This is a genomic window from Arsenophonus apicola (assembly GCF_020268605.1).
Lineage (GTDB): Bacteria > Pseudomonadota > Gammaproteobacteria > Enterobacterales > Enterobacteriaceae > Arsenophonus > Arsenophonus apicola.
In genome coordinates this window covers 2,844,741-2,862,626 of record NZ_CP084222.1, presented here as the reverse complement: position 1 = coordinate 2,862,626, position 17,886 = coordinate 2,844,741, and the positions used below count along the sequence as shown (strand labels likewise).

At 41.9% G+C, this 17,886-nt stretch carries 11 protein-coding genes, 1 tRNA gene and 1 pseudogene; 7 read left to right on the top strand and 6 right to left on the bottom strand.

The features are described 5' to 3' along the window. The first annotated feature begins 95 nt into the window (after positions 1-95). Positions 96-617 (top strand): annotated as a pseudogene (locus LDL57_RS13550) (DUF5625 family protein). 148 nt (positions 618-765) lie between these two features. Further along, entirely contained in the window at positions 766-6,237 is a 5,472-nt protein-coding gene (locus LDL57_RS13545) for an SPM autocatalytic domain-containing protein (RefSeq protein ID WP_225505973.1), read from the top strand. Positions 6,238-6,695: 458 nt separating this feature from the next. Here the strand turns inward: LDL57_RS13545 and LDL57_RS13540 are convergent. The 5 genes from LDL57_RS13540 to aspA all read right to left on the bottom strand — a co-directional run bounded on the left by LDL57_RS13540 (position 6,696) and on the right by aspA (position 12,272). Further along, a tRNA-Phe gene (locus LDL57_RS13540) sits at positions 6,696-6,771 on the bottom strand. Between the two features lie 124 nt (positions 6,772-6,895). Beyond that, a complete protein-coding gene (gene dicD, locus LDL57_RS13535) occupies positions 6,896-7,468 on the bottom strand; it encodes a division control transcriptional repressor DicD (RefSeq protein ID WP_180559457.1) in 573 nt (190 codons plus the stop codon). A gap of 2 nt (positions 7,469-7,470) precedes the next feature. Next, the gene (locus tag LDL57_RS13530; RefSeq protein ID WP_180559458.1) at positions 7,471-9,231 is read right to left on the bottom strand and encodes a protein-disulfide reductase DsbD; all 1,761 of its coding nucleotides are present in this window, start codon (positions 9,229-9,231) and stop codon (positions 7,471-7,473) included. A gap of 165 nt (positions 9,232-9,396) precedes the next feature. Continuing rightward, entirely contained in the window at positions 9,397-10,713 is a 1,317-nt protein-coding gene (locus LDL57_RS13525; protein WP_225505964.1) for an anaerobic C4-dicarboxylate transporter, read from the bottom strand. A 134-nt stretch (positions 10,714-10,847) separates the two neighbouring features. Further along, positions 10,848-12,272: an aspartate ammonia-lyase gene (gene aspA, locus LDL57_RS13520; RefSeq protein WP_180559460.1), complete on the bottom strand. Its 1,425-nt coding sequence runs from the start codon at positions 12,270-12,272 to the stop codon at positions 10,848-10,850. Positions 12,273-12,653: 381 nt separating this feature from the next. Here aspA and LDL57_RS13515 point away from each other — a divergent pair, with 381 nt between their 5' ends. The 4 genes from LDL57_RS13515 (at position 12,654) to LDL57_RS13500 (ending at position 16,025) form a co-directional block, all read left to right on the top strand. Next, complete coding sequence (locus LDL57_RS13515) at positions 12,654-13,133, top strand: FxsA family protein (RefSeq protein WP_180559461.1); 480 nt, start codon at positions 12,654-12,656, stop codon at positions 13,131-13,133. A 196-nt stretch (positions 13,134-13,329) separates the two neighbouring features. Next, a complete protein-coding gene (locus LDL57_RS13510; protein WP_032116137.1) occupies positions 13,330-13,623 on the top strand; it encodes a co-chaperone GroES in 294 nt (97 codons plus the stop codon). Between the two features lie 47 nt (positions 13,624-13,670). Then, a complete protein-coding gene (gene groL / locus LDL57_RS13505) occupies positions 13,671-15,317 on the top strand; it encodes a chaperonin GroEL (protein WP_180559462.1) in 1,647 nt (548 codons plus the stop codon). Positions 15,318-15,683: 366 nt separating this feature from the next. Further along, entirely contained in the window at positions 15,684-16,025 is a 342-nt protein-coding gene (locus LDL57_RS13500; RefSeq protein WP_180559463.1) for a DUF4156 domain-containing protein, read from the top strand. 62 nt (positions 16,026-16,087) lie between these two features. On the opposite strand, the gene epmB is transcribed toward LDL57_RS13500, so the two are convergent. Then, complete coding sequence (gene epmB, locus LDL57_RS13495; RefSeq protein ID WP_225505962.1) at positions 16,088-17,110, bottom strand: EF-P beta-lysylation protein EpmB; 1,023 nt, start codon at positions 17,108-17,110, stop codon at positions 16,088-16,090. 44 nt (positions 17,111-17,154) lie between these two features. On the opposite strand from epmB, the gene efp reads away from it, so the two are divergent. Further along, positions 17,155-17,721 (top strand): elongation factor P, encoded by a 567-nt coding sequence (gene efp / locus LDL57_RS13490; protein ID WP_180559465.1) that lies wholly within the window; start codon positions 17,155-17,157, stop codon positions 17,719-17,721. Positions 17,722-17,886: the final 165 nt, after the last annotated feature.

Sequence of the window (17,886 nt, the reverse complement as noted above, 5' to 3'; positions counted from 1 at the left end):
CTGCTACTAATTAAAAGCGGGTAGCAAGCCAGCGTAGAATTAACAAACTAACAGTGAATGTTTTCTCATCATTTGCTTTTGCTGGGAGTAACAAGATGAAGGTATTCGCGAGACAGTTAAGAGTTAGCATGTGGCGCACAATAATGTTTTTGTTCAGTAGTGTCTGGCTGGTGGCCTGTACTGAACATATTAGTATCTACCGGCCGATTGATATAACCCGCGCTGGTCAATCGGTTAAGGTTGAGTTTGAAATTAAAAAGCAGGGGGGCTATCTGTTTGCTCTGTTATTTGATAAAGGGGGAGATTATGAAGAAGTGCTTAGGCGGCTTGAGTTATTCCGTGGCATTGATAAGACCGGGGTGATAATTCCCATTTCGCTGCGGATCGTTAAGGATGGTCAGGTTTTTTTTGACGAGATAATCAATACGCAGGGAACTGATGGAGGGCTGGCTTTCGATTAACAGGAGAGAAGGCTAAATACCGCCGTGCGGGATATTAAATTCTTTTCGTTATCTCCCGGTCGTTATTCGGTGGTGATTAGCACACTGGAAGATGTTGCGCTGTTTAACGGGATCGAAAGTTTTGTTAACGTCACCTATTTTGATCCTAAAATTTAACCGAAGTGTTCTGTTAACAAGGAAGTAAAATATGAATAAAAAATATACCGTTACCTATAAAGTGGCACCGATGGGAGCCAAATATATTTATCAAGCCGATAAGGAGAAGCATAAGGCGGGCGATATTGATTCCTCCGTTGGCGGGCATATGTGGTATGTGTTAAGTGACGGCAAAGGCGAGGAGCTAAGTTATGGTTTTGAATCAAGGCTTGGCGAACCTTTTGGCGAAGGGTGGGTAACGGATACTGACAATGCTGCTTACCAACAGACCTCTTATGAAGTCACCCTGACCTTAAGCAAAGAGCAGTATTATAAATTAAAAGAGTTTTCAGAAACACCAGAATCAGGCGGATTTGATCCTGCCAAATATAGCGTGCATGCCAACAGTTGTGTCGATTTTGTCTATTACTCCTTAAACTCCATTGGCTACAACGGTCAGCGTTTTGAAGGCAATCTGTTGCCTAATCATAACCCGGCCTCTTTAAAATCGATGTTAATAACAAAGGGGGCATTTATTATTCGGGATGATCTGATCCGTAATGGGGATAAATACGAAAAAAGAATTCCTAATATTACGATGAATACGCCGCCCTGGCTTATGCCGATCAGTAGTAACGGCCCGCTGCCTATCCCGCCGAAAAGTATGATTAAGATTGATATTAATCCTACGCCAAAACCGCAGCAACAGATCCAGGCTGAAAACCAAGCGCAGCAGAATGTGAGCAATGGCTATATTCAAAATAGCCCGACCCACAAGATATCTGCCAATGGCGATATACTTAGTAAAACCGACTTCAGCTCTTCTCAGATGGCCAGTTTGGCGACCGGCGGCATTCGACCCGGTGCGGTACAACTGGATACCAATGTCCGACCGAATGCTTATCTGTCCGAGTTCTATAAACCATCCCTCTTTAGCTCCGGCAAACCCTATTTCCGCCCCGGTGATACCTGTAAACTGGACGTCGGTCTACAAAACGCTGCCATGTTGAACGGTTTATCCGCACGGACAACCTTCAATACCTATGTTGACCCACTGTTACTGGATTTGAGTGGTCAGGGCGTGCACATGACCGACATGCGCGACGGGGTGTTATTCGATATGGATCACAGTGGCACGCTTAAACGTACCGGTTGGGCAGATAGGCAAACTGGCATACTGGTGATTGACGATGGCAGCGGTCAGATAAAAAATGTCAGCCAAATGTTCTCTGAGTACTATGGTGGTCGCGCCGGTGGCAACGGGGCGGCGGGCGAAAAAATATTTGCCGATGGTTTTGCCGCCTTGGACAGTGAAGATAGCAATAAAGATGGCGTGATTGATAAGCGTGATCCTATCTGGCAGCAGTTACGGGTTTGGCTTGACGTTAGCCACGATGCCAAAGTTGATGCGGGAGAGCTCAAGACCCTGACTGAACTGGGGATCAGTCAGATTAGTGTTCGGTCAGCCAGTAAAAGCGAAGTCCGTGACGGTAACCGGGTGGTTGCCAGTGGATCGTTTATGATGCAAGATCAGACGCGGGAAATGTTAGCGGTTGACTTTGTCGCTGATCCGGTCAGCAACACACTAACGACTCAAGGACTGGGGACACGGGTGACTTCGACTTTTAACCATATCACGACCACGGCTTACGCTAGTCATAGTGACAGCGCGCAAACGCTGGATGCAGATAAATTGGGTGTCAGCAACCTGTATGGCGGCAGTGGTGATGACCAGTTAATTGCCGCTAAAACAGGCAGTTGGCTGGTGGGTGGTGCTGGCAGTAATACCTATGTTGGTGGTGCGGGTAACGATGTTTTTGTTATCAGCGCCTCTGACGATAGCAAAAATATTCATGGTAACGGCGGACAGGATATGGTCATTATCACCGGTAACCAAGGTATGATATTAGATATGGATCAAGCTGGTTTAACGATTGCTGAAGGTGGCAGTGGCGATGATACCATCATCAGTGGCGGGCCTAATGGTGTCTTTATGAAAGGCGGCTCTGGTCATTCGACCTTGATAGGTGGCATGGGTGATGATGTGCTGGTCGGTGGCAGTGGGCATAATACCTTGATTGGCGGGAGCGGTAAGTCGGTTATCTATGCCGGACCTAAAGGGGATAAAATTTATGCCTCCAAAGGCGGCAGCATTATATATGCTGGTGGCGGAGCGGATATGATTTTCGGCAGTGTCGGCGATGATGTTATTGAGGTTGGCCATGGGAATGCCATGATTGATGGCGATGAGGGGATTAATATCGTCAGCCTGCATGGTAATCACGGTGATTATCGGATCACTCGAACCGACAATGGCTATCAAATCGCTGATAAGGTTGCTGGGCGTGATGGCACGGTAACGCTAAAGAACATACACAAACTCAATTTTGCCGATATTTCAGCGGTTGACTTACAAACGCCGAATGCGATGCCTGTCGAGGATGTTCTCACCCATGACAAGGAGGGTAAGGTTTTTTCTCGTACTCGTACGCATCTGATTTCGGCCTCCACTCTATTGGCTAACGATCAGCGTCTTAACAGTCAGGGTAACTTAAGTATCACCCATGTTGGCGATGCGATCGGTGGCAAAGTCACTCTTACCAGCCAGGGCGATGTTTCGTTTACCCCGGATGCGACTTACTCGGGTCTGATTAGTTTTAAATATGGCGTCACTGATGCTGCTGGTAACCCTTCGGCATCAGTCATGGACTTAGCGAGCGGCAAAACTGCGCCGATGCGGGCGGTTGCTACGCTACTGACGCCGGAGGTGCCGCTTGATCCATTGGCCGCTCAACAATGGTATCTGAGTGATGCCAATATTTTACCAGTTTGGCAGGATTACACTGGTAAAGGGGTGCGCATTGGTCAGTTCGAGCCAGGTGGTCAGTTTGCCACTGCGCCGGAAATTTTTGATATTGCTCACCCTGATCTGGTCGCCAATGTCGATAAAAGCTGGCAGCAGACTCATCAGACTAACGGAACCATGCCGGAGATGGTTTCCAACCATGCGACAATGGTAGCGGGTGTGATGGTGGCAGCGAAAAACGACAAAGGTGGCGTAGGGGTTGCCCATGGTGCTACTTTAGGCGGCTATTATCTGGCTAATGACGGTGCCGACTTAGCAGGACTGGGACATATGTCCAATTTTGACATTGCCAACAATAGTTGGGGATTTGCCAACGATTTCGCCCTCAGTAATTTCCCGGATGGCAGTATAAGTACGGCGGCGTCGCTCAGTGTGAATGCGCAATATGCGGCGGCTAATGGTCGTGGTGGATTGGGGACGGTTATTGTGACCTCCGGCGGTAATAATCGGGCGGCAGGTGGCAGCGCGCAGGGATCATTGACCAACAATAACCGTTTTTCTGTCCAGGTGGGGGCTATCAATGCTCAAGCTGATTTGTCGACATTACACATAGGCTCCTCGCCGTTCTCGAATCCGGGCGCCAGCTTACTGATCTCCGCCCCTGGAAGCAACGTGGTGTCGACCAGCCATATGCTGAAAACGGAACGGGGTTCCACTTTTGGCAATGATTATACCAGCATGCAAGGTACCAGTTTTGCGACGCCGATAGTCTCCGGCATTGTGGCGTTGATGCTAGATGCTAACCCGAACCTTGGTTATCGGGATGTACAGCAGATCCTTGCTCTGTCCGCGCGTAAAATTAACGACCCCACGACCAAATGGCATGACAATAAAGCGCAGCACTGGAATGGCGGCGGAATGCATACCAGTCATGATTATGGTTTTGGTGCCGTTGATGCCCGCGCGGCTGTCCGTCTGGCTGAATCTTGGATGACACAAAGCACTGCCGCTAACGAGTATGTTTACAGTGCCTCCAGTGATAAGCTTGGAAAAACCTTGGCCGCCGGCAAAACGCTGACCTCATCGATTGCGATGCAAGCGGGGCTAAATATTGAACATATTGAAATCGATTTTGATGCCGATGTGGGTCGTCTTGGCGATCTGACGCTCAAACTGATCTCGCCTGATGGCACGCAGAGTGTATTACTTGATCGTCAGGGCAAAATCCCAACCGGTATGCCGGGCGCTAGTACCAGCGATAAGGGCAGCAGTCAATCGGGCAGCTTCAGATATCGTTTTATGTCAACCCATGATTTTGCTGAAAACTCAGCCGGTAACTGGACTTTGCAGATGACCAGTGAGAGCTCAGGTTTGCCGGTCACCTTAAAATCCTGGTCGTTACGTTTGTACGGTAGTAAAAGCACGCCAGATAATACTTACTTTTACACCGATGAGTATGCTCAATTGGTCAGCGATCAAGCTAGTCGCGCTATACTGGATGATACTGTCAATGGCGTCGTCGGCGGACGTAATACCCTTAATGCGGCTGCGGTTGCGAAAGATACGTCAGTTAACTTATTGACAGGCGTTGCTAGTATTGGTGGACGCGAGTTGAATATCAACCGTCCGGCAGAAATCCAGAATATCATTACCGGTAATGGCAATGATACCCTGGTGGCAGGGAAAATGGATGCCTTGCTTAATGGTGGTCGCGGGAATAATAGCTTAACGGGCGGTGAGGGAAAAGACTTCTTTGTCGTTCATCGTCGCGCTGCAGGCAGTGATGTTATCGGCAATTTCGAGGCTGTTCGTGGAGAGATCGTTAATCTGGTTGGATTTGGTGGCAAAAAATTTACTGATTTGCGGCTAACTCAACAAGGGGAGGATGTTAAAGTTGACTTGGGTGATAGACAGAGTGTTACCTTAAAAAAACAGACTGTTGCAGGGATCAGTGCTAAGAATTTCAATTTCCAGCCCACTTTTGTTGCGCCAGCTACTTATACCAGTAGCCATGCTGCTGCGATCCAATCACAAGCAGCTCTGGGGACGGTGCTTCTCAAAGGTGGTGGTGATGGGATCCATTTTAATCTTGATGCGCAAGGGCAGATGAAATTTAGTCTGGCTGGAACCATTTATAGTCGTGATAGTGCAGCATCAGATGTATTTGTGGTAGAAGCCCAGCAGGGCATTAATGATTACCAGAATGCATTAAGAGGATTTCGGCACGGTATTGATAAAATTGACTTGCGCCAAGTTGGCATCAGTGATTTTAGCCAACTGATTATTGTTAAGAATAATCGTGCGACCATCAATGGGTTATCGCAGATCCATGGTGTTGATGTTTTCTTAAAAGGCGCAAATGGCCCCGACGCGAATGTGAAGCTACTGTATCTTGATACCCTGGATGTTGCTCAGCTTGATGCCAACGATTTTCTTTTTGCTAAGCCGACACCGGCGCTGGTACCGACGGTAGAACCTGTGGTAGTGCCATCACCTGATCAGTTGACCGTTATTGAGCAAGATCCGTTGACAGCGAACACGTCTGAGCCGGATCAAGCAGATAGTGCGCGCAGGCGTAGAAGTATTGAGCCGCCTGCAATAGTTAACAGGCCGGAAAATGATTTTGCTGTGCAACCTACATTGCTATCGCCTGATCTCTCGAGCAGTCGTCACCTTCAGTTGATAGATAGTGATGTTGAACACCTTGTTGAGTCCATGGCCTCATTTGAACCTTCAGAGCCTGATAGCGTCATGCTCAGTGTTGCTGGTGGACAATATAGGTTGCCGCCAGTGCTGTTCGCAAATGGACAATCGTCAATAAACATAAGAATGTAGCTTTTCATTTTCATCGACGCTTAGAGCCATCGCCGTTTTTGGCGTAGGATTTTGGGATTTTATGGAGCGTCTCCTTGGGCTTTGCCGCTATCAATATTTTGAATATTGTTGTCGGTAATATAGGTAGATTAGTTGCGCCGTACGCAATATATTAAAGGATATAGCATGCAGATAAAAGGTTTAATATAGTTAGGGATGGTAGCTGATTTTTTAGTGAGTGATGCGGCTAAAGATGCAGCATATGGTACTGCTCCTGGTTAACTTGACTAAGACCGCCAACAAGAAGTAAATATGGATAGTGATTGGTAAGGGTGTATGTTAACCGCAAACCCTGTTACTTAGTAGCTTAAACGCAACTATAAATCACAAAGTGATAAAGTTACTCAAAGATGAACTGGGCACTCAAGTTTCTAACCGGGCATTGGCATAGTTAGCTTCAATGCAGCTTGTTAGCAACGTGGTGCCCGGAGGCGGAATCGAACCACCGACACGAGGATTTTCAATCCTCTGCTCTACCGACTGAGCTATCCGGGCAACGGGGCGCATTAAACCTTATTCCACCCAAGTCGTCAATGTATTTCCGGTAAAAAACGCTAAATTATGCTTATTTGCTGTTTTTTTAAACCAAAATAATGACTCTCTTTTTTTGGCTTATTTTTTAATTTAAAGCATCATGCTTTCTGCATTTTGCCATCGTTAATATATCTTCTGCCAATAGCTTGGCGATCAAAACATCTGCAATATTTCGCTTAACCAGTAATTTGCTCAGACAACCCTCTAAAATCAGCTCCATTTGCTTAGCAACTTGTTCGCTGTCGTCAATATCTAATTGCCTTAGTAGCTCGAGGCTAAAATTAAATGACAATTGTTTTTGCTGTTCACTTAGTTGATGAATAGGATGCTCTGGATTGGGGAAAATACTACAGGCCGCGATAAATAGGCAGCCAGGAAAGCGATTATCGGTAACTTTTTGGGCTAACTGGTTATAACGGGCTAATAGTTTTTCTTCCGGCGAAAGTTTGTCATTCAGTTGTAGTTGTCGTTGCCAGGTTGCAATCTGTTGACTATGGTAGCGTAAACAATCATAAAGCAGCGCTTCATCATCTGGCCAAAATTGACGCGACTGATTAACGTCAACATTAAGTTTTTTTAGTAGGCTCTCTCTATTACCGCTAAGGCCCTGTTGTTCTAACAGTTGTAGTACCGAGTTCAGTACTTGCTCACGTTGCATGTCTATTTCCCTTGCTGTTGTGTAATTTTTTCTAGATGCTGATAAAACATTTTGCTATTCATGGAACCATAAACCCGGGAATTGGGTAATTCACTGCCCTTATCATCATAGAAAATAATAGTGGGTAATCCAAAGACATCGAGATATTGCAAAAGGGATTTTTGTTCAGCACTATTTTCTGTCACATTGGCTTGTAGTAATAACATATTATCCAGCTTACTTTTCACTTTAGGATCACGAAAGGTGTATTTTTCAAATTCCTTACAGGCGACACACCAGTCAGCATAAAAATCAAGCATAACAATTTTGCCACTATTATTGCTGATTGCTTGTTTGATTTCCTGCCAGTTTTTTACCTGTTTAAATTTTAAGTCTAACGGCTCTTGCGGAAGTGATATGGCAGACATTTGCCAAATTCCATTTTGTAGTGGCTGTGCTGCGATGATAGCTAATAGTAAAAATAACATCTGACCAATACGCGCCCAGCCGCTATGTTTCTTAAGTAATAGAATCAGTGCCCATATGCAGAATGAAGTCATTAATAAACTGGTTAAGCGAAGACTCCAGATCTCACCAAAAATTCGTTCCAGTAAGAAAATGGGTAATGCTAAGATCACAAAGCCAAAAGCTTCTTTAACATACTGCATCCAGGGACCGCTACGTGGAAGTAGTCGATGGCCAAATAATATTATGCCAATGAGTGGCAGCCCCATACCTAATGCATATAGATAAAGTGTTAAACCTCCTGTTAATATATTTCCGCTTTGGGCAATATAAAGCAAAATAGCACTAAGTGGCGCAGTGGTACAGGGAGAACAGATAAGTCCAGCCAGGGCACCCATAATGAATACACCAAAATAAGATCCCCCTTTTTGGTGGTCGCTCCAATTAATCAGTTTTGTTTGTAGTGAAGAAGGTAGCTGTAGGTTATAGAAACCAAACATGGAAAATGCCAGTAGAATAAATAGAGCAGAAATTATGATCAAAACATAGGGGTGCTGAAGTGCAGCTTGAAATGATAAACCGGCCGCTGCCACAATTAGCCCCAACAGCGTATAAGTGAGAGCCATTCCTTGCACATAACTAAAAGCTAACCAAAAGATCTTTGTTACACTTTTCGGGCGTTGCTTACCTAATATAATGCCTGAAATTAAAGGGTACATGGGTAAAACGCAAGGAGTAAAGGCAACACCAATACCGAATAGTAGTGCCCATAAAGGTGAAAAGGGTTGTTCTGTTTTTTCGTACGCCGTTTTATTCGCTGATGCGTTAGGATTTGATTGAACAAATTTACCGCTGGCTGGCGATTTTTTTGTGGCAACGACGGTGTTAAGAGGAATAATTATGGTTTCCGGTGGATAGCAGTAGCCGGCAGCCGCACACCCCTGATATTTCACTTCAATACTGGCTTGATCTGTGGCACGGATAATAGGAATATTAATAACTAAATTATTATAATAAACAACGGTTTTACCAAAAAATTCATCTTCATGATATTTTCCTTTTGGTAATTGATATTTACCGAGCTTGGCATGGCTGGGCTGAAATTTAATCTGTTTTTGGTAGAGATAATAGCCGGGCTGTATTTGCCAATTCAATATCAATTTGTATTCTTTTTGTTCAAAATCAAACAAGAAAGCTTGATCCGCAGAGAGCAAGCGATTCATTCCTCCGTTTTCAAAAATGGCATATGCTGTGGTTGATAAAAGGAATGTCCCACAAAGTAGTAGTAAGTAGCCTAAAACATGAAGACGTCTCTGCATAATGGATTTTAAAATAGGTGTTAAGTTTAAAATAAGATAATTATTGAACTATAACCTACTGTTTATGGATTGGAAAAGTTTTAGTGTCTAATTTTGCTTAAAGAATATTAATTATTACGATAAAAATTCAAGGACTTTAGGCCCTTGAATCATATTTTGGCAAAGTCAAAGGATGATGCTGCCAAACAAAAAGCCGAACAGGACGGATAAAGAAACTCCTATTGTGCCAGGAATAAAAAATGGGTGATTAAATACAAAACGACCAATGCGCGTCGTACGGGTATCATCCATTTGAACGGCAGCAACTAAAGTTGGATAGGTTGGTAAAACGAACAGACCAGAAACCGCAGAAAAAGAAGCAATAGCGGTTAATGGGCTGACGTTTAACGCTAATGCCATTGGCATTAATGCCTTAGCCGTTGCAGCTTGAGAGTAGAGTAGCGCAGAACAGATAAAAAATATCACCGCTAACATCCATGAATGATTATGAATAAGCTGGTCGGCAGTAGCTTTGATCCAGTCAATGTTAGCTTGGACAAAGGTGTCGCCTAACCATGCTACGCCTAAAATGCAGATACAGGCACTCATACCGGCTTTAAAGGTACTGGAATTTAAGATGGCCTCTGTTTTAACTTGGCAACTTAGGGTGATAAGGGTGGCTACACTTAACATAATAATCAGAATTGCATTGGTCGTATTCATTAGTGGTGTTTCAATTAGACCAAGGCTGGGGCTGTTAATCATGGCAAAAATAACCACACATATCAAGCCTAGCAAAAAAAATAACACTGACTTTTTCGCGCCAGCTTTAATTTTTTTAGCCTGACAGCCTCTTAATTCTACTAATCCGGCGGCTAAACGTTGCTGATAAATTTGATCATCAGCAAGTTTAGAATCAAAGCACCAAGAAATAATGAATGACATCATTACAATAGCTAAAAAAGTTGCCGGTAATAGAATGGCTAGTAAGCTAATATAGCTAGTGGTATGACTAACCATAGCCGGATTTTCCATAATTGAAGCGATATAGACCACCGCCGCAGAGATGGGTGATGCGGTAATGCCGATTTGTGCCGCGACAACCGCTGTTGATAAGGGTCGACACGGTTTAATCCCATTTTCTCTAGCAACTTCTGCAATAACCGGTAATGTTGCCAATGAAATATTACCGGTACCAACAAATAAAGTCAGAAAATAGGTCACGATTGGCGCTAAGATGGTAATGTATTTGGGATTTTTACGCAGTAGTTTTTCTGTCTGATCAACCAAATAATCTAATCCGCCGGCAATTTGCATGGCAGAGATAGCAGCGATAACCGCCATAATAATTGAAATAACATCATAGGGTATTGTTCCTGGTTTTACGCCTAACATTGCCAGCATCAAAACACCAAGTCCGCCAGCAAAGCCTATACCGATACTTCCTAGTCGTGCTCCCAGAAAGATGGCCAGCAGAACAATAATAAATTCTACGGCTAACATAATGTTTACTCCTTAATATAATTGATAATATTTTGTTTATTTTTTGTATAAACCTAAAGTAAAAGGCACGCTTCTTTACAGAGAGCGTGCCTTAAAAATTAAGACGAATTAATTTTTATAATTAACATGCTAATTTAATCATCATAGCGTTTCGCTTTATATTGAGGATTTTTTAGATTTTCAACAGAGAAAATATCGTCTAATTGCTCTTCTGTTAGTAAACCTCGCTCTAATACCACTATTTTAACATTTTTACCTGTTTCAGCGCATATTTTTCCGACGATATCGCCATTATGATGACCGATAAATGGATTAAGATAAGTAACAATGCCAATAGAATTAAAAACATATTTTTCGCAAATTTCTTTATTGACAGTAATGCCTGTAATACATTTTTCCAGTAAATTCCGGCAAGAATTATTCATTAATGAAATAGATTCAAAAATGGCTTGGCCGATTGCCGGCTCCATCACATTCAATTGCAATTGTCCTGCTTCTGCCGCGATAGTAACACACGTATCGTTGCCGATAACTTTGAAACAGGCTTGATTGACAACTTCGGGGATAACCGGATTGACCTTAGCTGGCATAATAGATGAACCCGCTTGCAACTCCGGTAGATTTATCTCTTTTAAACCAGCACGCGGGCCGGAAGAGAGCAGGCGAAGATCATTACAAATTTTTGATAGCTTAACCGCTAAGCGTTTTAGCCCAGCGTGTACTGTAATATAAGCACCACAGTCGGAAGTTGCTTCAATTAAATCTTCTGCCGGAATGCAGGGCAATTCCGTTACTTCAGCTAATTTTTTTACCACTAATTCTTGATAACCGGCAGCGGTATTGACTCTGGTTCCGATTGCGGTGGCACCCAGATTAACTTCGAGTAATAATTCACTAGCGCGATGTAAATTTTTTATTTCTTCTTTTAGTAATGTGGCAAATGCATGAAATTCTTGTCCTACAGTCATAGGGACAGCATCTTGTAATTGGGTGCGGCCCATTTTAAGAATATCTTTAAATTGGTTGGCTTTTTGTTCGAAACCCTCTTGCAGCAGGGTAATTGATTTAATTAAATTAGTAATAGAGTTATAAACGGCAATTCGAAAACCGGTTGGATAGGCATCGTTGGTTGATTGGCTTTTATTTAAATGGTCATTGGGATCTAAATATTGGTAGTCACCTTTTTTATGCCCCATTAATTCAAGACCAATATTAGCCAGAACTTCGTTAGTATTCATATTTAAAGATGTACCAGCTCCGCCTTGAAAGACGTCTACTGGAAACTGATCCATGCACCTGCCTTTATTCAAAATTTCGTCACAGGCATTAATAATTGCATCTGCTTGTTTTTGTGGAATGGTCTTTAATTCTTTATTTGCCATTGCCGCTGCTTTTTTTACCATTACCATTCCACGAATAAATTCGGGTACATGATTAATAGTTCGGTCGCTAATATAGAAATTCTCGATCGCACGCAATGTATGAATACCATAATAGGCTTCAGCAGGTACATCTCGTTTACCTAATAGGTCTTCTTCAGAACGGATACTTTTAGACATACAAACCTTCTTAAAATTAAATAGCGATTTACTAACTGAATATGTAATGTAATAGTAAAAATGAGATATATTAACGTCAGATTTGAAATTAATAACTAAGATTTTAATTATAACCGTGATATATATTCCGAAATAGTGGTAGAGTCAAAATATGGAATACTATATATGCATCTTAGTGAATTAAATATGATATGTGTGATCATATTCACATAACCCATTAAAAACATTAAAATTTTTTATCATTGAAAAATATATGATAGATCTGCATCATATAAGTATTAACGGTTTAAAAAGCAAATATTGTGATATTCGTTTTTTGAAGACAATTTATCTTGCTAAGTCAAGAGACTAGCCTTTTTTTGCAAATATTAGGAGAATTGTATGCGTTGGTTTCCATTCATACTTTTATGCCTGTTAATTTATATAGAAGCGGTTATTTTTGTTAGGGTTGCTGAGAGTATTGGTGTATTAACCACCTTAATATTAGTCGTTTTAACTTCATGCCTTGGCATTTCTTTAGTAAAAAGTCAGGGGATTAAGAACTTATTGTTAATACGTCAAAAATTAGCTGATGGTGAAAATCCAGCCGAGGAAATGATTAAGAATGTGGCCCTAGTTATTGCCGGCATTCTGTTAATTTTACCTGGTTTTTTTACTGATTTTTTGGGTTTGTTACTACTATTTTCTCCGATCCAAAAACTGATAGTCATGAAGCTTATGCCGTATATTCATTTTTATTCTGCCGGGGCAGCGAATGATAATTTCAACCGCCCTTCAAAAGGGCAGACTTATGAAGGTGAGTTTGATAGAAAATCTGATTCTCCACCCAACAGCATTAAACATGAAGACAAATTTTTTTAAAAATAAGATCATGATGATAAATGATGCTAACGATTTTGTTTTTTTAACTAGAAAGAAAAAATGAAAAATTTTTTGTATAGCCCCTTGAACTGATTTTAATTGACCCCATTTCGTCAAACAGGGTACTGGTTTAATAAGACATACTAGTATCATCCTTATTTACTTTATATGGATTTTATTTATAGGAGATCTATTAATGAAGATACGTCCATTGCATGATCGGGTTATCATCAAGCGTGAAGAAGTTGAAGCTAAATCTGCTGGTGGTATTGTGCTGACTGGCTCTGCTGCTGGTAAATCAACTCGAGGCAAAGTGCTGGCTGTTGGTAACGGTCGCATCTTAGAAAACGGTGAAAATAAACCATTAGATGTGAAAGTTGGCGATACTGTTATTTTTAACGACGGCTATGGCGTGAAGACAGAAAAGATTGATAACGACGAAGTTTTGATTATGTCAGAAAGTGATATTCTGGCAATTGTTGAAAAATAATTTCTCGCTTAGATCTTCAGAATGAATGAATTTAAAGGAAAGAAACAATGGCAGCTAAAGACGTAAAATTTGGTATTGACGCCCGTGCAAAAATGCTTCGTGGAGTGAACATTCTTGCTGATGCAGTTAAAGTTACTTTAGGACCCAAAGGCCGGAATGTCGTTCTAGATAAATCTTTCGGCGCCCCTGCGATTACTAAAGATGGTGTGTCTGTTGCGCGTGAAATCGAATTAGAAGATAAATTCGAAAATATGGGCGCCCAGATGGTAAAAGAAGTTGCTTCTAAGGCGAATGATGCGGCAGGTGATGGCACAACAACTGCAACAGTACTAGCTCAATCTATTGTTAGCGAAGGTTTAAAAGCAGTTGCTGCAGGTATGAATCCCATGGATTTAAAACGTGGTATTGATAAAGCGGTTTCTGCGGCAGTTGAAGAATTGAAAAAATTATCTAAACCTTGCGCTGATAATAAAGAGATTGAACAAGTTGGTACGATTTCAGCTAACTCTGATCAAACTGTCGGTAAATTAATTGCTGAAGCAATGGAAAAGGTTGGCAACGAAGGTGTTATTACCGTTGAAGAAGGTTCCGGTTTAGAAGATGAACTGGCGGTTGTTGAAGGTATGCAATTTGATCGTGGTTATTTGTCTCCTTATTTTATCAATAAGCCAGATACCGGTTCTGCCGAATTAGAAAATCCTTACATCCTATTGGTAGATAAGAAAGTTTCTAATATCCGTGAATTATTACCTGTGTTGGAAGCGGTTGCTAAAGCGGGTAAACCACTATTGATTATTGCTGAAGATGTTGAAGGTGAAGCGCTCGCAACATTGGTGGTAAACAATCTACGTGGCATTGTAAAAGTTGCTGCGGTAAAAGCACCTGGTTTTGGTGACCGTCGTAAAGCCATGCTACAGGATATTGCTATTCTGACCAATGGTACTGTTATCGCTGAAGAGATCGGTATGGAGTTGGAAAAAGCGACGCTAGAAAATTTAGGACAAGCGAAACGCATCGTCATTAACAAAGACACCACCACTATTATTGATGGTGTTGGTGAAAAAAGCGAGATTGATGCCCGTGCCAAACAGATAGCACAACAACGTGATGAAGCAACTTCTGATTACGATCGGGAAAAATTGCAAGAACGTATTGCTAAGTTGTCAGGCGGCGTTGCTGTGATTAAAGTGGGTGCCGCAACTGAAGTTGCAATGAAAGAGAAACGTGCTCGTGTTGATGATGCGTTGCATGCAACTCGTGCCGCAGTAGAGGAAGGTGTTGTTGCTGGTGGTGGTGTTGCTCTCGTCCGGGTTGCAACTGTATTAGATGCGTTGAAAGGTGATAACGAAGATCAAACTGTTGGTATTCGTATCGCACTACGCGCGATGGAATCACCGATGCGTCAAATTGTTGAAAATGCGGGTGAAGAGCCAGCGGTAGTTGTTAACAATGTTAAACAAGGTGAAGATAACTACGGTTACAATGCTGCAACGGAAGAGTATGGCGACATGATCGACATGGGTATTCTAGATCCAACTAAGGTTACTCGTTCCGCTTTACAATTTGCTGCGTCAATCGCCGGCCTTATGATCACAACTGAAGCGATGGTAACTGATTTACCAAAAGAAGATAAAGCTGATCTAGGTGCTGCTGCTGGTATGGGCGGTATGGGTGGTATGGGCGGTATGATGTAAGGTGTTAAGATCCTAACATCATTATCCTTATCCAAGAAGAACCCTGAGTCTAACTTTTGACTCAGGGTTTTTTATTATCAAATTTTATCTGTTTGCGATTTAATTTCATTGAGGCTTTGCTAGCGACTGATTACTTGCTTTAAATCTATTTTTTCACATAAGTTGATTTAATTTTGCGATAATATGATTTAACCGAGTATATTTACTAGAATAGGGTAAAATGTTGTTAACACAGTGTATAGAACATTGATAGCCAAACTTTTTGGCTGGCTATTGGGTTGTTATTGATAATAAGCTTAATTTGGCAGAAAAATTCGGTAATGTAAGCGTTGGTTAATATATAGCTAAAAGTAAATGAGGAACAACATGCGAATTAAAGTATTGCTCGGTGTCACAGTATTAGTCTTGGCTGGCTGTTCAACAACCAATAAAATTACCACTGCGGGTGAAAAAGTTCGTTTTGTTAATGCCCAGCCTGGAAGTGAATGTCGGCATTTAGGGCTGGTTACAGGCACACAAAGTAATTGGCTAAGTGGCGTAAATAATGAGTCTAGTTCACTGCGTGGTGCAGCAAATGATTTACGTAATAAAGCGGCTGAGATGGGAGGAAATGTTATTTATGGAGCTAATAGCCCAACGGAAACGTTACTCTCAAGTTTTATTCCTACTGATAGTAAAATGATTGGACAAGTTTATAAGTGTCCATAACGCATGCTAAGCATGATCCTGAATAAATATAGGGTCATGCGTTTAAGCATTTAGCTAAATTGTTATTGTAATTGCAAATCAATCGGTGTTTTACTCAGTTTGCCACCTATTTCTCGGGTCAATCTCGGTACCAGATAACCTGAAATACGAGTAAGCAATTCTTTCATTATGATGCGAGCCTCTTCATCCGTTACCATAAAATGGGCGGCACCTTGGACTTTATCTAATAAATGTAAATAATAAGGTAGTATTCCATTTTCAAACAGTTTATTACTTAATTTAGCTAGACAGTCAGCATTATCATTAATGCCGCGTAATAGGACACTTTGGTTTAATAAGGTAACATTTACCTGTTTTAACTGTTCCATTGCACGGCTAAACTCGCTATCAATTTCGTTGGCGTGGTTGATATGAGTAACCATAATTACCTTTAGTCGAGAAACATTGAAACGTTGGCAAAGTGTGGTGGTAATACGTGCAGGAATAACCACTGGTAATCGGCTATGGATCCTAAGTCGTTTGATATGGGGGATAGTTTCTAACTGTGACATCAACCAATCTAACTCATGATCTTTTGCCATCAAAGGATCGCCGCCTGAAAAAATAACTTCGTTAAGTTCTGTATGCCGTTGAATGTAATTTAATGCTGTCTGCCAGTTTTGTTTATTGCCTTTATTTTCTTCATACGGAAAGTGACGCCGGAAGCAGTAGCGGCAATTAACGGCACAGCCTCCTTTGACTAACAGTAAGACGCGATCCTGATATTTATGCAATAGTCCAGGAATCGGACTATGGTGTTCATTTAATGGGTCAACTGAAAATGTTGGTGTAAGAATAAATTCAGATTTTGAAGTAATAACTTGACGTAAAAGGGGATCATTAGCATCACCGATCCGCATTTTTGCGATAAAAGGGTGGGGCACACGTAGTGGAAATAAAGCACGAGCGGCACTTCCGGCATGCAATTCCGGGTCATTTTGTAGTGACAGTAATCGTAGCAATTCGTCAGGATCAGTGACAGCTTCTGCAAGTTGTTGTAGCCAGACTTCTCTGGCGGGGCTTTTTTGAGTTACAATATTAAACATTTTTTGGCTATGCCATTTTTACTTAAAAAATTTAGAGGATTTCCATGGCTACCTATAGTACCAATGAATTTCGCTCAGGTCTTAAAATCATGTTAGATGGCGAGCCTTGTGCAATTGTTGAAAGCGAATTTGTCAAACCAGGCAAAGGGCAAGCGTTTGCTCGCGTACGGATCCGTAAATTGATTTCTAATAAGTTATTAGAAAAAACATTTAAGTCAACTGATTCTGTCGAAAGTGCTGATGTTATGGATCTGAACTTGACCTATCTATACAATGATGGCGAGTTTTGGCATTTTATGAATAATGAGACGTTTGAGCAACTAGCTGCGGATGAAAAAGCAGTCGCTGATAATGCCAAATGGTTAATTGATCAAGCCGATTGCGTTGTCACATTGTGGAATGGACAGCCTATTACTATCACGCCACCGAATTTTGTTGAACTGGCAGTGGTTGATACCGATCCGGGTTTAAAGGGGGATACAGCAGGTACGGGCGGAAAACCGGCAACATTAAGTACAGGCGCGGTGGTAAAAGTTCCGCTATTTGTGCAAATTGGTGAGGTAATCAAAGTGGATACCCGCTCCGGTGAATATGTTTCCCGTGTGAAATAATATTTAGCTCATCTACCACTTTTAGTTGAAGGGTGCTTGTTAACAACCCATCGAGTGATAGAAGCGTCATTTTTTATTGCTAATAATAGCCTGAAATTTTCAGGCTATTTTTGTTTTAGCGATATTTTCGGTTCAGTCGCATCACGATATTTGCAACAGTGCCTT